Origin of the sequence: Sphingopyxis sp., assembly GCF_036261875.1 — a bacterium.
Taxonomy (GTDB): domain Bacteria; phylum Pseudomonadota; class Alphaproteobacteria; order Sphingomonadales; family Sphingomonadaceae; genus Sphingopyxis.
On the sequence record NZ_DATAJZ010000042.1, the window covers coordinates 1 to 13343 of the forward strand.

Genomic DNA, 13343 nt, shown 5'->3' on the forward strand with positions numbered 1-13343 from the left:
TGCCGCTCGCGACGCTGTTCGTCGATCGCGGCGGCTCGTTGCCGTGGACGGTTTCAGCCGCGTCGCTGGTCTTCCTCGCGCTGCTCGGCGCGCTCGGCGCCTGGGCGGGCAATGCGCCGATGCTCCGTCCGGTCGTGCGTGTCACTTTCTGGGGTGCGATGGCGATGGCCGCGACGATCGCGATCGGATCGCTGTTCGGGGCGGTGGGTTGAAAAATGACCCCCGTCATTGCGAGGAGCATAGCGACGAAGCAATCTCCAGCCATCGACCTTGCGCAAGGCCGATGGCTGGAGATTGCTTCGCTCCGCTCGCAATGACGTTGAGCTAGCGCTTTTCCAGCCATTCGCGGAGCGCGACCGCATTGTTCCGCTCTTCGTCCTTCGCGGCGTAGAGCAAGGTCACCGGCCCCGCCTTCGCTGCCGCGTCGAGTTCGGCCAGTGCCGCCGCGATCTCGTCGCCGCCGGCGTCGAGTTCGGCGAAATATTCCTTGCGGAAGGCCGCCCAGGCCGCGTCCGAATGCGCCGCTGCGTGATGAAATTCCTCGCGCATCGCATCGGTCGGCGACAGAATTTTGAGCCACGCGGTCAGCGCAGCTTTCTCCTTCGACACGCCGCGCGGCCACAGCCGGTCGACGAGGAAGCGCGCGCCGTCGGCGTTCTCCGGCGGCTCGTAGATGCGCTTGACCGCGATTGTCAGTCCCTTCGCCATCTGCAAGACTATCGGCCAAGGCCGCGCGCGCCGCAAGCGATAAGGAGGAAAAAATGACCGACGCCTGGGCGATCGACATCGACCGCGACGACATCGCCAAGGCGGCGCTCGCCGCCGATCCCGCCGCACCGCTCGCCCCCGGCCAGATCCGCGTTCGTCTCGACAGCTATGCGATGACCGCGAACAACATCACCTATGCCGTGTTCGGCAAACCCGCCGGCCTGTTCGGCAACGATCAGGGCTATTGGGATTTCTTCGCCGAGCCGGGCGAACCAGGGCGCCTGCCGGTCTGGGGCTTCGCGACGGTTACCGAAAGCGCCGCCGACGGCATCGCCATCGGCGACCGCTTCTACGGCTATTATCCGATGGCGCGCGAAGCGGTGCTGACCGCAGGAAACATCGGCCCCGGCGGTTTCACTGACGTTACGCCGCGCCGCACCACGCTGCCGCCGATCTACAATCACTATCAGCGGATCGAGGCGCTGGAGGGCTATCGCCCGGCCGATCATGATTATTGGCCGGTCTTCCGCCCGCTGTTCCTGACCGGCTGGCTGATCGCCGACCAGTTCGAGGACGAGGGCGATTATGGCGCCGCGCAGATATTGATCGCGAGCGCGTCGAGCAAGACCGCGATCGGCCTCGGCTTTTCGCTCGCGCAGCGCCAGGGCCCGCGTCCGCGGACGATCGGCCTGACGTCGGAAGCGCATGTCGCGGCGCTGGCCGAGCAGGATATCTACGACCGGGTGATCGCCTATGACGACATCGCGGCGCTCGACTCTGGCACCCCGTCTGCACTCGTCGACATGGCGGGCAACGGCGCGGTGACGCAGGCGGTGCACGGCCATTTCGGCGACAATTTGAAAGCCTCGATCATCGTCGGCAAGTCGCATTGGGATGCCGATGCCGGCGCGGCGGCGCTTCCCGGTCCCGAGCGGCAGGGCTTCTTCGCCCCCGGCCGCAGCCAGAAGCGCATCGCCGACTGGGGCGGCGCGGCGTTCGGGCAGAAGATCGCCGCGGCGTGGCTCGCCTTCATGGACGTCGCCCCCCGCCTCGCGCGCATCGACAAGCGGAGCGGCAGCGAGGCCGCGCTCGGCGCCTATCGGGACATGCTGTCGGGCCGCGTCGATCCCAAGGCCGGCATCGTCGTCGAGCCATGAAGAGCGACGGCGCAGCATGAAAAGAGGCGCGGGATTTCATTTCATCGTCACCCCGGACTTGATCCGGGGTCCCGCTTTCCACCGTTGTTGAGCGGGACCCCGGATCAAGTCCGGGGTGACGATGAAGGTAATTGACCCGGCTGAAGACGAACCATGCCCACTCCACACCGGTTGACGTTAACGTCAATCTGCGCTCTAGCCGCGCCATGTCTCGCTATACCCATGTCATCTTCGATTTCGGCGGCGTCATCACCGCCTCGCCCTTCGAAGCCTTCAACCGGCTGGAGGAGGAACGCGGGCTGCCGCGCGACTTCGTCCGCCGCGTCAACAGCGCCGATCCCGACGGCAATGCCTGGGCGAAATTCGAGCGCGCCGAGATCGACGCGGCGGCGTTCGACAGCCTGTTCGCGGAAGAAGCCCGCGCGCTGGGGCACGAGCTCGAAGGCGAAGCGGTGCTCGCAGTGCTCGCCGGCGCGGTGCGCCCCGCAATGGTCGCGGCGCTCGATACGCTGAAGGCCCGGGGCTTCACGATCGGCTGCATCACCAACAATGTGCCGAGCGGCAAAGGCGCGGGAATGGCGCGCAGCGAAGCGATGGCGGTCGAGGTCGCGGCGATCATGGCACGCTTCGACCATGTCATCGAATCGAGCAAGGTCGGCGTCCGCAAGCCCGACCCGCGCATCTATCAGATGATGTGCGAAGCGCTCGGCACCGAGCCCGCGGCCTGTATCTATCTCGACGACCTCGGCATCAACTGCAAGCCGGCGAGCCAGCTCGGTATGCACGCGATCAAGGTGACGAGCGGCGAACAGGCGCTCGCCGATCTGTCGGCGGCGCTGGAGATCGCGCTGCCCTAATGCGCCAGCAACAGCGGCACCCGGCTGCTGGTCAGCAGATAGCGCGTCACCCCGCCGAAGATCGTCTCGCGCAGCCGGCTGCGGCCGAAGGCGCCCATCACGATCAGCCCGGCGCCCAGCGCGAGCGCCTCCTTTTCGAGCCGTTCCTCGACCGTGTCGCCATCGCGGGCGACCGTCTTCAGTTCGGCGTGGATGTCGTGGCGCGACAGATAGCGGAGCGCATCGGTGGCGGGGACGTCGCCCTCTTCATCACCGACGGTGACGAGGACGACCGGCCGGCCGCCGAGCAGCGGGATCGCCGCGCGCAGCGCGTGCGCCGCCTGCGCGCTGCCGTTCCATGCGACCATCGCCGGGGTATCGGCGTCGAACGCCTTCACCCCGTGCGGCAGGGCCAGCACCGGCGTCGTCGCGGTCACCGCAAGATCGCCCGCGAGCATCGGCGGCGGACTGCCGCGCCGGTCCTCCTGCGCGGGCGGCAGGCTGACCACCGTCAGATCGGCGAAGGTCGCCGCCCCGGCGAGCGCGCCGACGATGTCGCCGTCGGCCATCGCGATGTCCCACGGCACATCCTCGCCCGCGAGCCGGTCGGCAAGACGGCTTTCGAGCGCGATGTCGTCGGCCTGCGCCTCGGCGAGCGCTTCGGCGGCAAAATAGGTACCACCGAACGGGTCGAAGCTGACGAACTGCTGAAGCGGCGTCGCGATCAGCAAGGTCGCATGGCCCTGAAAGCGGCGCGCGAGATCGAGCGCGACCTGCAGCCGGTCTTCGCAGGCGGAATCATTGTCGGCGTGAACGAGTATCGAGCGCATGGGAGCCTCCTTTGGCCGTCCGATACTCAGGATAATGCACCACGAGGTGCTACGGTTCATTGACCGGCGTCAAGAACCGGCGCGATGCGCAGGCGCGCGGCCTGCTCGAAGATGCGGACCAGCACCGGCTCGGTATCGGCGACGCGCATCGCGACGTGGAACTCGACCGGCGCCGGCGGCGGCATTCCGGCGAGCTCGACGAGCGCGCCGCGCGCGACCTCGCCGCGCACCATCGGTTCGGGGAAGATGCCGACGCCGCCGCCGGCGAGCGCGATGTCGATCATCATCCGGGCGTTGTTGCAGAGGTTGAGCGAACGCGGCGCGATGCGCGAAGCGTCGATCGCATCGCGCATCCGGCCGTGGATCGGCGAATGGCTGGCGAGCGACCAGACCGGCACCGCTTCATCCCCCGCACCGAAAGCCGCGGCAACCGCGGGGCTGGCGAGCCACACCAGTGCGACCTTGCCGATCGGACGCGACATCAGCGCCGGATGCGCGACCGGCCCCGCGGCGAAGGCCATGTCGGTGCGCCCGGTGAGCAATTGCTGGATCAGGTTCGCGGTCAGGTCGATCTCGATTTCGAGGCCGACACCCGGCATCTCCTCCTTCAGCGCGGCGACGAAGGGCGGCAGGCAGCTTGCCGCCGCGATTTCTCCCGCGCCGATCCGCACCACCCCGCTCGCCTCGGCAAAACCGCCGCTGCCGAGCAGCGCGCGTTCCATGTCGCGGAGCAGCGGCGCGCAGTCGCGCACCAGCTTGCGGCCCGCGGGGGTCAGCGACATGGTGCGCCCGTCGCGGCGGAACAGCGCCGACCCCAGCCGCTGCTCGAGCTCGCGCATCCGCGCCGACACCGCGGGCTGGGTCGTGTTCAGCCGCTCGGCGGCGGCCGAGAAGGTGCCGAGCCGGTCGATCCAGAGCAAAGTTTCGAGATGATAGAAGGCGATTCTATTGATCGACATTGCTTATCGATAAACTAAAAACACTATGATTAGAATTGATATGTCAGATGCGCCAATGTCGCGCGCACTCACCCACCAAGGAGGCCGTTTCATGGGGACCAAGCGCTATTCCGACGCCGCTGCCGCGCTCGACGGACTGCTCTTCGACGATATGCATATCTGCGCGGGCGGTTTCGGCCTGTGCGGCATCCCCGAGCGGCTGATCGACGCGGTGCGCGACTCCGGGGTCAAGGGGCTGACCATTGCCAGCAACAATGCCGGGATCGACGGCGAAGGGCTCGGCAAGCTGCTCCGCACCAAGCAGATCAAAAAGATGATCGCCTCCTATGTCGGCGAGAACAAGGAGTTCGAGCGGCAATATCTGGCGGGCGAACTCGAAGTCGAATTCTGCCCGCAGGGCACGCTCGCCGAGCGCTGCCGCGCCGGCGGTGCGGGCATTCCGGGCTTCTATACCAAAACCGGCGTCGGCACCCTCATCGCAGAGGGCAAGGAAGTGAAGAATTTCGACGGGCAGGATTATATCCTCGAGCGCGGCATCTTCGCCGACCTCGCGATCATCAAGGGATGGAAAGCCGACGAAAGCGGCAACCTCATCTTCCGCAAGACCGCGCGCAACTTCAACCAGCCGATGGCGACCGCCGCGAAGATCTGCGTCGCCGAGGTCGAGGAGATCGTGCCGACCGGCAGCCTCGACCCCGACTGCATCCACCTGCCCGGCATCTATGTGAAGCGGATGATCGTCGGCGCGCCCTACGACAAGAAGATCGAGTTCCGCACCGTGCGGCCGCGGGAAGCGGCATGATGCGCGGCCTTGCCTTCGCCGCCGGCCTGCTGCTCGCGGGCTGCGCCTCGACCACGGCGCAGACCTCTCCGAAGCCGCTGAGCGCCGACGTCATCGCCTCGCAGGTCGGCGAAAAACCGACACCGACGTCACCGCCGACGGGCCAGCAATGGCTCTACGGCTCGGCCGAGAGTGCGGTCGCGTCGGTGCAGGTCTATCGCTCACTTGCGTCCTATGTGCGCGCGGTCGCCATCTCGGCCGCGCCGCACAAGCAGGTCGTACTCGCCGAGGGATCGACGATCGCGGCGCCGCGCTTCGACGATTGCGGGCAAAAGCCGCTCGCGGCGGTGTTCGATGCCGACGAGACGCTGATCTGGAACATCGGCGCGATGCGCTACATGGCCGAGCAGCGCAAGGATTTCGACCCGGCGGTCTGGGACCAGTGGGAAAAGACCGGCGCGGGCAAGGCGGTCGCGATGCCCGGCGTGATCGACGCCGTGAATATCATGCGCGGCGCCGGGGTAACGGTGATCGTCAACACCAACCGCACGACCGCCAATGCCAAGGGCACCGAAGACACGCTGCGCGCGGCCGGACTCGGCGAATATAAGCATGGCGAGACCCTGTTCCTGATGGGCGACGCCCCCGACGGCGCGAGCAAGGACGGACGCCGCGCGCTGATCGCGTCGCGATATTGCGTGATCGCGATGGGCGGCGACCAGCTCGGCGATTTCGCGCAGGCGTTCAACGCGCGCGAGTTGTCAGTCGCCGATCGCAAGACGCTGGCGACCAGCGGCCCGATCGCCGACCTGTGGGGGCATGGCTGGTTCCTGCTGTCCAACCCCGTCTACGGCCCGTCGATTCGCGGCGGCTTTGCCGACATCTTCCCCTCCGACAAGCAATGGGAGCCCAAGTAACATGGCTTGGACACGCGATGACATGGCGGCGCGTGCCGCAAAGGAACTCGAGGACGGCTATTACGTCAACCTCGGCATCGGCATTCCGACGCTGGTCGCGAATCACGTGCCTGCCGGGATGACGGTGACGCTGCAGTCGGAGAACGGGATGCTCGGCATCGGCCCCTTTCCCCTTGAGGGCGACGAAGACCCCGACCTGATCAACGCCGGCAAGCAGACGATCAGCGAACTGCCGCAGACCGCCTATTTCGGGTCGGAACAGAGCTTTGCGATGATCCGCGGCGGCCATATCGACCTCGCCGTGCTGGGCGGCATGGAGGTCGCCGAAAACGGCGATCTCGCCAACTGGATGGTGCCCGGCAAGATGATCAAGGGCATGGGCGGCGCGATGGACCTGGTCGCCGGGGTCAAGAAGATCATCGTCGTGATGGAACACAACGCCAAGGACGGCGGCGCGAAGTTCATCCCGGCGTGCACCCTGCCGCTGACCGGCAAGAATGTCGTCGACATGATCATCACCGACCTCGCGGTGTTCAAGCGCGACGATCACGCCAGCCCGTTCCGGCTGATCGAACTCGCGCCGGGGGTGACGGCGGAGGAAGTCGCCGCTAAGACCACGGCCCAATATGAGGTCGCGATCCCATAACGAGTCGATGAAGCGGGTTTTCGTTTTTCTGGTCGCCGCCGCCGCGCTGGTGGCGGCCGGCTGGTTCGGCGTGCGCGCCTTTGGCGGCAGCAGTCCTCCGCTCGCCAGCGTCGCGATCCCGATCAAGACCCCCGAAGAACTGCCCGACACGCCCGACAAATGGCGCGGGCGCATCGACTATCGCGCGCTCGACAGCCAGCTTTCCGCGCTGGCGCAGCGTCCCGAAATGGCGGGGCTCGCGGTGGCGGTCGTGGAGGACGGGAAATTGCGCTTCGTGCGCACCTATGGCGTCGCCGACAAGGCAACCGGCGCACCGGTCACGCCGCATACCTTGTTCCGCTGGGCGTCGGTTTCCAAGACCGCGACGGGGGCGATGGCGGCGGCACTCGCGAGCGACGGAGCGGTCGATCTCGACCGCCCGGTCGCCGACTGGCGCACCTCGCTGCGCCTGCCGGGCGGCGCCGAGGCGCATGTGACGGTCGCCGAACTGCTGTCGCAACGCACAGGCCTCACCAAGAACGCCTATGACGAGAAATTGGAGGAAGGGCAGGACCCCGCGCTGCTCCGTGCGAGCCTGAGCACCGCGCCGCTGCAATGCGAACCCGGCACCTGCCACACCTATCAGAATGTCGCCTTCGACACCGCGAACGAGATATTGGGCAAGGCCGCGAACAAGGCGTTCCCCGATGCGGTCGAGGATCGATTCTTCCTGCCGCTCGGCATGGTCAGCGCAGGCTACGGAATGAAGCGGCTGACGGATGCCAAGGACTGGGCGAGGCCGCACAACGGCGCGCATGTCCGCCCGGTCAAGGAAGCCTATTGGCGCGTTCCCGCCGCCGCGGGGGTCGAGAGCGACATCGTCGATTTCGCGACCTGGATGCAGGCGATGATGGGCAGCCGCCCCGATGTTCTGCCCCCCGCGGTGCTGCAAATCGCCCACCATCCGCGCGTCGGCACCGCACGGCTCTATGGCGGCGCGCTGCGGCAGGCGATCAGCGACGCCTCCTATGGGATGGGCTGGCGGAACTTCACCTATGACGGCCTGCGACTCGAAGGCCATTCGGGCGCGGTGGCGGGCTATCGCGCGACGATGATTTTCGAACCCGCGACGCGGACCGGCGTCGTCGCGCTGTGGAACAGCGACTGGGGATTTCCCTTCCGCATCCCCTTCGCGGCGATCGACAGCTATCATGGGCGCGCGGACGCGGGCTGGCTCGACCTCAGCAAATTGCCCCCAGTGCGGGGCGGCGCGGCAAGGACCGCTGCCGCCGTTCGCCCGCCGATCGGCTAACGCAAGACAAGGAGGCGACCGCATGTATGAGCTGATCACCGCCAACCGCAATTATTCGAGTTGGTCGCTGCGGCCGTGGGTGCTGATGCGCGCGCTCGGCATCGCGTTCGAAGACCGGATCGAGCCGTTCGCCGCGCCGGTCAATTACGCCGCCTTTCGCGGCTTTTCGCCGACCGGGCAGGTTCCCGCGCTGCTCCACGAGGGGCGGACGATCTACGACTCGCTGGGCATCGCCCTCTATCTGGCGGACCGGCACGACGGCGTGTGGCCGGCCGATCCCGACGCGCGCGCCTGGGCGCAGTGCGCGGCCGCCGAGATGCACAGCGGCTTTTCGGCGCTGCGCGGCGACTGCACGATGAACGTCGGGGTGCGGGTGACGCCGAAACCGATGTCGGACGCCCTCGCCGCCAACGTCGCGCGCCTCCGCGAATTGTTCGAACAGGGCCTTGCGCGGTTCGGCGGGCCGTGGCTCGCGGGCGCGGATTTCTCGGCGGTCGACGCCTTCTTCGCGCCGGTCGCCTTTCGCATCCGCACCTACGGCCTCGACGTCGGCGAGGGGCAGGCATGGGTCGACCATATGCTGGCGCATCCGGCGATGATCGAATGGGAGCGGCAGGCGTTGCTGGAAGCATGGCGCGAGGAAAGCCACGAGGCGGAACTGGCGGCGGGGGGGGGTGATTACGGCGGATTATCGGACGGCGTAGACCGGCAAGCCCTTATTCTGATCCACCGTTCCGTTCGTGTCGATTTGACGCACGGCGCGCTAGCCGTTCTGTTCTGCGTTAGTCGGTGAGCGCCTCGCGCACCACCACGATTCCCGCTTCGCGCTGCACTTTCAGCTCGGCCTTCAGCTTCGCCGGATCGCGCGCGAACACGAAGCCGAAGCTGACTCCGCCCTCCTTGCCGAGCGTCGCATGGTGGAGCCTGTGCGCCTGCACCAACCGCTTGGCATAGCCACGCCGCGGCACCCAGCGGAACCAGCGCTGGTGGATGAGCCCGTCGTGCACCAGCGTGTAGATGATGCCGTAGAGGAGGACGCCGAGCCCGATCCACGTCCCCGGCTCCCACGCCGCGGCACCCCGGATCATCGGGCTGCCGGCCGCGAACATCGCGATGCTCATCGCGGCGCCGACGAGCGCGAACAAGTCGTTCTTTTCCAGCATCCCGTCGTGCGGTTCGTGATGGTCGCGGTGCCACGCCCAGCCGAAGCCGTGCATGATATATTTGTGGCTCGCCCAGGCGACGCCTTCCATCGCCGCCACAGTGGCAAGGATGAGCGCGAGGATGGCGGGGGCGGGCATAAATGAACTATAGGCTCATTCCCTTCCCTATGCACCCTCCCCCTTCGTCACCCCGGACTTGATCCGGGGTCCCGCTCAGCAACGGTGACAAGCGGGACCCCGGATCAAGTCCGGGGTGACGAAGGAAAAGGGCGAAGGCGCCGCGACCGAAAATTGCGTTTTTCTTCGCCACCGACTTGCAAAGTTGTGCGGCTGATCTAAGTGAACCCGCATGACTCGGCCCCGCACCCTTTATGAGAAAATCTGGGACGCGCATGTCGTCGAACAGCGCCCCGACGGTACCGCTCTGATCTTCATCGACCGCCATCTCGTCCATGAAGTCACCAGCCCGCAGGCGTTTGCGGGGCTTCGCGCGAGCGGGCGCACGGTGCGCCGCCCCGACCTGACGCTCGCGGTGCCCGACCATAATGTGCCGACGACGGCGCGGCTCGACGCGGCCGGCAACAAGCTGCCGATCGCCGACCCCGAAAGCGCGGCGCAGCTCGCGGCGCTGGAGAAGAATGCGCCCGAATATGGCATCCGCTATATCGACGCGGTCGCGCCCGAACAGGGCATCGTCCATGTCGTCGGGCCCGAGCAGGGTTTCTCGCTGCCCGGCACGACGATCGTCTGCGGCGACAGCCACACCGCCTGCCACGGCGGCATCGGCGCGCTCGCCTTCGGCATCGGGACGAGCGAGGTCGAGCATGTGCTGGCGACGCAGACGCTGTTGCTCCAGCCGTCGAAGACCATGGAGGTGCGCGTCGAGGGCGAGGTCGGCCCTGGCGTCACCGCGAAGGACATCATCCTCCACATCACCGGCACCATCGGCGCCGCCGGCGGCACCGGCCATGTCATCGAATATACCGGCAGCGCGATCCGCGCGCTGTCGATCGAGGGCCGGTTGACCGTCAGCAACATGGCGATCGAGGGCGGCGCGCGCGCCGGACTGATCGCGCCCGACGACGTGACCTTCGCCTATCTGAAGGGTCGTCCCTATGCGCCGAAGGGCGCCGACTGGGACGCCGCGGTCGCTTACTGGAAGAGCCTCGCGACCGACGCGGGGGCGACCTACGACAAGACCGTCGTCATCGACGCTGCCGACATCGCGCCGAGCGTCACCTGGGGCACCAGCCCCGAGGATGTCGTGCCGATCACCGGCGTCGTGCCCGATCCCGCGAGCTTTGCCGATCCGTCGAAGCAAGCCGCCGCAGCCAAGAGCCTCGCCTATATGGGGCTCGAACCCGGCACGCGGATGCAGGACGTACCGATCGAAAATATCTTCATCGGCAGCTGCACCAACAGCCGCATCGAGGACATGCGCGCCGCCGCCGCGATCGTCAAAGGCCGCAGGAAAGCCGATAACGTCCGCTGGGCGATCGTCGTCCCCGGCTCGGGCCTCGTGAAGGCGCAGGCCGAAGCCGAGGGGCTCGATCGCATCTTCACCGACGCGGGGCTCGAATGGCGCGAGCCCGGCTGTTCGGCGTGCCTCGCGATGAACCCCGACAAGGTCCCCGCGGGCGAGCGCTGCGCCTCGACCAGCAACCGCAATTTCGTCGGCCGCCAGGGCCCCGGCAGCCGCACCCACCTCGTTTCGCCCGCCATGGCGGCGGCGGCGGCGGTGACGGGCCGGCTCACCGACGTCAGGGAGCTGATGGCATGACCCCGCTAGAAAAGGTCGAAGGCCGTGCGATCCCGTTCGGGCTCAAGAATGTCGACACCGACGTCATCATCCCGGCGCACTGGCTGAAGACGACGACGCGCGAAGGCATGGGGCGCGGCGCGTTCGAGAGCCTGCGCGCCGACCCCAACAATCTGTTCGACAGCGCGGAATATAGGGGCGCGCCGATCCTGATCGCGGGCGACAATTTCGGCTGCGGGTCGAGCCGCGAACATGCCGCCTGGGCGCTCGGCGACCTCGGCATCCGCGTCGTCATCGCGCCGTCCTACTCCGACATCTTCTCGGGCAATGCGGTCAAGAACGGCATTCTCCCCGTCGTGCTGCCGCAGGCGGCGATCGACCGGCTGATGGAGGTCGCGGCGACCGATCCGGTCCATGTCGACCTCGACACGCAGACGGTGACGACGCCCTTTCAGGACCGCTTCACCTTCGAGATCGATCCGTTCCGCAAGATGTGTCTGCTCGAAGGGCTCGACGAGATTTCGCTGACCGAAAAGAGCGACGCCGCGATCGGCGCCTATGAGGCCAAGCTCGACGCCGACCGCCCGTGGATGCGCCCCGTAGCAGCATAGCAGACCCGAAAAAGGAGAAGATGATGAAGGCTCTCTTGTCGACCGCCACCGGCGGCCCCGAAACGCTGACCCTTGGCGAGCTGCCGCGCCCCACCGCAGGCAAGGACCAGATCGTGATCGACGTGAAGGCCTGCGCCGTCAACTTCCCCGACGTGCTGATCATCGAGGATAAATATCAGTTCCGCCCCGAACGCCCCTTCGCCCCGGGCGGCGAGGTCGCGGGGCTGGTCGCCGAGAGCGGCGAGGGCGTCACCGGGTTCAAGGTCGGCGACCGGGTGATCGCGGGCTGCGGCAACGGCGGCATGGCCGAGGCGGTCGCGGTCGGCGTCCACAATGTCTATCACCTGCCCGAGGGACATGATTTCGCTGAGGGCGCCTCGCTGCTCATGACCTATGGCACCAGCATCCACGCGCTCGTCGACCGCGGCCATATCGCCGAGGGCGACACCTTGCTCGTGCTCGGCGCGTCGGGCGGGGTCGGCATCGCCGCGGTCGAGCTCGGCAAGGCATTCGGCGCGCGCGTCGTCGCCGGGGTGTCGAGCGAGGAAAAGGCGGCGATCGCGCGCGACGCGGGCGCCGACGAGGTCGTCGTCTATGGCCGCCAGCCGTTCGACAAGGACCAGTCGAAGGAGCTTGCGAACCGGTTCAAGGAAGCGGTCGGCCCCAACGGCGCCAACGTCATCTATGACGCGGTGGGCGGCGACTATGCCGAACCCGCGCTGCGTTCGATCGCGTGGGAGGGCCGCTATCTGGTGGTCGGCTTCCCCGCGGGCATTCCGCGCCTGCCGCTCAACCTGACCCTGCTCAAGAGCTGCGACGTTGCGGGCGTGTTCTGGGGGGCGTTCGTCGCCCGCGAGCCCGACCGCAACCGCGCAAACATCGCGCGGCTGTTCCAGCTTTGGGAGCAGGGCAAGATCAAGCCGCGCGTCACCGGCACCTACGCGCTCGCCGACGGCGGCCAGGCCATCGCCAAGCTCGGCGACCGCAGCGCCGTCGGCAAACTCGTCGTCACACCCTGAAATATCGCCCCGATCCCGCGCTGACCGCGGCGCTGCGCGACCTCGCGGCGTCGGGCCGGCTCGAGGTGCGCGTGACGCCTGGCGCCAGCCGCGACGAGGTGAAAGTCGCAGGCGACAGCGTGCAGCTCCGTGTCACCGCGCCGCCCGCCGACGGCGCGGCGAACGAGGCGGTGATCGCGCTGCTCGCCGCCGCGCTCGGCCGGCCGCGCCGCGACCTGACGCTGCTGCGCGGCGCGGCGGCGCGGATCAAGCTGATCGGCGTTGCGCTCGACTGATCGCATTCCGACCATCGGATTAACCCTTTATCAGGGGCTGGTCCTTATGGCGGGATGCAGGACTGTAGGGACCGCAGGTACTGACGATGGCAACGCGCCGGCCGAACAATGATGGGCAAGCCGCGAGTCTCGCGAATATTTCGCGCACCCGCCGCGCACAACTCGTCGCCGAGTTCGAGGGCGAGCTCGGCATCGATCACAAGGCCCGCGCGCTCGCGGCCTATGAGGCCAAGCGCTGGAAGGTCATCAAGACGATCATCGTCTGGACGATCGCGATCATGTTCTTCGCCATCGCCTGCCACAAATTGTGGCTGATGGGCCTGGACGTCGACAAGCCCTTCACCGACCTCGATCCGGTGAAGAGCATCTTCGGCCGCAGCGAATAGAACCG

The 13343-nt window shown here is 67.4% G+C and carries 16 protein-coding genes and 1 pseudogene; 13 read left to right on the forward strand and 4 right to left on the reverse strand.

The window, feature by feature from the left end; translation table 11 throughout:
- The coding region (locus VHO04_RS18625) for a VIT1/CCC1 transporter family protein (RefSeq protein WP_329629698.1) at positions 1-212 on the forward strand (212 nt) is incomplete at its 5' end.
- 112 nt (positions 213-324) lie between these two features.
- Here VHO04_RS18625 and VHO04_RS18630 read toward each other — a convergent pair.
- Entirely contained in the window at positions 325-708 is a 384-nt protein-coding gene (locus tag VHO04_RS18630; RefSeq protein WP_329629699.1) for a DUF488 domain-containing protein, read from the reverse strand.
- Positions 709-761: 53 nt separating this feature from the next.
- Between VHO04_RS18630 and VHO04_RS18635 the strand changes: the two genes are divergently transcribed.
- Together VHO04_RS18635 and VHO04_RS18640 are read left to right on the forward strand one after the other, a co-directional pair.
- Positions 762-1865: a DUF2855 family protein gene (locus VHO04_RS18635; RefSeq protein WP_329629700.1), complete on the forward strand. Its 1104-nt coding sequence runs from the start codon at positions 762-764 to the stop codon at positions 1863-1865.
- A gap of 206 nt (positions 1866-2071) precedes the next feature.
- Positions 2072-2722, forward strand: coding sequence for an HAD-IA family hydrolase (locus VHO04_RS18640; protein WP_329629701.1), 651 nt, complete (start codon positions 2072-2074; stop codon positions 2720-2722).
- Here VHO04_RS18640 and VHO04_RS18645 read toward each other — a convergent pair.
- Both VHO04_RS18645 and VHO04_RS18650 read right to left on the reverse strand, forming a co-directional pair.
- Entirely contained in the window at positions 2719-3531 is an 813-nt protein-coding gene (locus VHO04_RS18645) for a universal stress protein (RefSeq protein WP_329629702.1), read from the reverse strand. The genes VHO04_RS18640 and VHO04_RS18645 overlap by 4 nt on opposite strands.
- 56 nt (positions 3532-3587) lie before the next feature.
- Entirely contained in the window at positions 3588-4490 is a 903-nt protein-coding gene (locus VHO04_RS18650) for a LysR family transcriptional regulator (protein WP_329629703.1), read from the reverse strand.
- A gap of 91 nt (positions 4491-4581) precedes the next feature.
- On the opposite strand from VHO04_RS18650, the gene VHO04_RS18655 reads away from it, so the two are divergent.
- The 5 genes and pseudogenes from VHO04_RS18655 (at position 4582) to VHO04_RS18675 (ending at position 8829) form a co-directional block, all read left to right on the forward strand.
- A complete protein-coding gene (locus tag VHO04_RS18655) occupies positions 4582-5292 on the forward strand; it encodes a CoA transferase subunit A (protein ID WP_329629704.1) in 711 nt (236 codons plus the stop codon).
- Positions 5289-6188 (forward strand): HAD family acid phosphatase, encoded by a 900-nt coding sequence (locus VHO04_RS18660; protein WP_329629705.1) that lies wholly within the window; start codon positions 5289-5291, stop codon positions 6186-6188. The genes VHO04_RS18655 and VHO04_RS18660 overlap by 4 nt, the downstream gene beginning before the upstream one ends.
- 1 nt (position 6189) lies before the next feature.
- Positions 6190-6834 (forward strand): 3-oxoacid CoA-transferase subunit B, encoded by a 645-nt coding sequence (locus tag VHO04_RS18665; RefSeq protein WP_329629706.1) that lies wholly within the window; start codon positions 6190-6192, stop codon positions 6832-6834.
- Between the two features lie 7 nt (positions 6835-6841).
- Positions 6842-8125, forward strand: coding sequence for a serine hydrolase domain-containing protein (locus VHO04_RS18670; RefSeq protein WP_329629707.1), 1284 nt, complete (start codon positions 6842-6844; stop codon positions 8123-8125).
- A 22-nt stretch (positions 8126-8147) separates the two neighbouring features.
- Positions 8148-8829 (forward strand): annotated as a pseudogene (locus VHO04_RS18675) (glutathione S-transferase N-terminal domain-containing protein).
- Positions 8830-8907: 78 nt separating this feature from the next.
- Here VHO04_RS18675 and VHO04_RS18680 read toward each other — a convergent pair.
- The gene (locus VHO04_RS18680; protein WP_329629709.1) at positions 8908-9426 is read right to left on the reverse strand and encodes a sterol desaturase family protein; all 519 of its coding nucleotides are present in this window, start codon (positions 9424-9426) and stop codon (positions 8908-8910) included.
- 211 nt (positions 9427-9637) lie between these two features.
- Here VHO04_RS18680 and leuC point away from each other — a divergent pair, with 211 nt between their 5' ends.
- The 5 genes from leuC to VHO04_RS18705 all read left to right on the forward strand — a co-directional run bounded on the left by leuC (position 9638) and on the right by VHO04_RS18705 (position 13338).
- Positions 9638-11068, forward strand: coding sequence for a 3-isopropylmalate dehydratase large subunit (leuC, locus tag VHO04_RS18685; protein ID WP_329629710.1), 1431 nt, complete (start codon positions 9638-9640; stop codon positions 11066-11068).
- Positions 11065-11658, forward strand: coding sequence for a 3-isopropylmalate dehydratase small subunit (leuD, locus tag VHO04_RS18690; RefSeq protein WP_329629711.1), 594 nt, complete (start codon positions 11065-11067; stop codon positions 11656-11658). The genes leuC and leuD overlap by 4 nt, the downstream gene beginning before the upstream one ends.
- Positions 11659-11681: 23 nt before the next feature.
- A complete protein-coding gene (locus VHO04_RS18695) occupies positions 11682-12677 on the forward strand; it encodes an NADPH:quinone oxidoreductase family protein (RefSeq protein ID WP_329629737.1) in 996 nt (331 codons plus the stop codon).
- A 65-nt stretch (positions 12678-12742) separates the two neighbouring features.
- Entirely contained in the window at positions 12743-12952 is a 210-nt protein-coding gene (locus VHO04_RS18700; RefSeq protein ID WP_329629712.1) for a DUF167 domain-containing protein, read from the forward strand.
- Positions 12953-13038: 86 nt separating this feature from the next.
- The gene (locus VHO04_RS18705) at positions 13039-13338 is read left to right on the forward strand and encodes a hypothetical protein (RefSeq protein WP_329629713.1); all 300 of its coding nucleotides are present in this window, start codon (positions 13039-13041) and stop codon (positions 13336-13338) included.
- The last annotated feature ends 5 nt before the right edge of the window (positions 13339-13343 follow it).

Coding starts and splice junctions, on each gene's coding strand:
- VHO04_RS18630 (WP_329629699.1), bottom strand. CDS start 708: ATGGCGAAGGGACTGACAATCGCGGTCAAGCGCATCTACGAGCCGCCG.
- VHO04_RS18635 (WP_329629700.1), top strand. CDS start 762: ATGACCGACGCCTGGGCGATCGACATCGACCGCGACGACATCGCCAAG.
- VHO04_RS18640 (WP_329629701.1), top strand. CDS start 2,072: ATGTCTCGCTATACCCATGTCATCTTCGATTTCGGCGGCGTCATCACC.
- VHO04_RS18645 (WP_329629702.1), bottom strand. CDS start 3,531: ATGCGCTCGATACTCGTTCACGCCGACAATGATTCCGCCTGCGAAGAC.
- VHO04_RS18650 (WP_329629703.1), bottom strand. CDS start 4,490: ATGTCGATCAATAGAATCGCCTTCTATCATCTCGAAACTTTGCTCTGG.
- VHO04_RS18655 (WP_329629704.1), top strand. CDS start 4,582: ATGGGGACCAAGCGCTATTCCGACGCCGCTGCCGCGCTCGACGGACTG.
- VHO04_RS18660 (WP_329629705.1), top strand. CDS start 5,289: ATGATGCGCGGCCTTGCCTTCGCCGCCGGCCTGCTGCTCGCGGGCTGC.
- VHO04_RS18665 (WP_329629706.1), top strand. CDS start 6,190: ATGGCTTGGACACGCGATGACATGGCGGCGCGTGCCGCAAAGGAACTC.
- VHO04_RS18670 (WP_329629707.1), top strand. CDS start 6,842: ATGAAGCGGGTTTTCGTTTTTCTGGTCGCCGCCGCCGCGCTGGTGGCG.
- VHO04_RS18680 (WP_329629709.1), bottom strand. CDS start 9,426: ATGCCCGCCCCCGCCATCCTCGCGCTCATCCTTGCCACTGTGGCGGCG.
- leuC (WP_329629710.1), top strand. CDS start 9,638: ATGACTCGGCCCCGCACCCTTTATGAGAAAATCTGGGACGCGCATGTC.
- leuD (WP_329629711.1), top strand. CDS start 11,065: ATGACCCCGCTAGAAAAGGTCGAAGGCCGTGCGATCCCGTTCGGGCTC.
- VHO04_RS18695 (WP_329629737.1), top strand. CDS start 11,682: ATGAAGGCTCTCTTGTCGACCGCCACCGGCGGCCCCGAAACGCTGACC.
- VHO04_RS18705 (WP_329629713.1), top strand. CDS start 13,039: ATGGCAACGCGCCGGCCGAACAATGATGGGCAAGCCGCGAGTCTCGCG.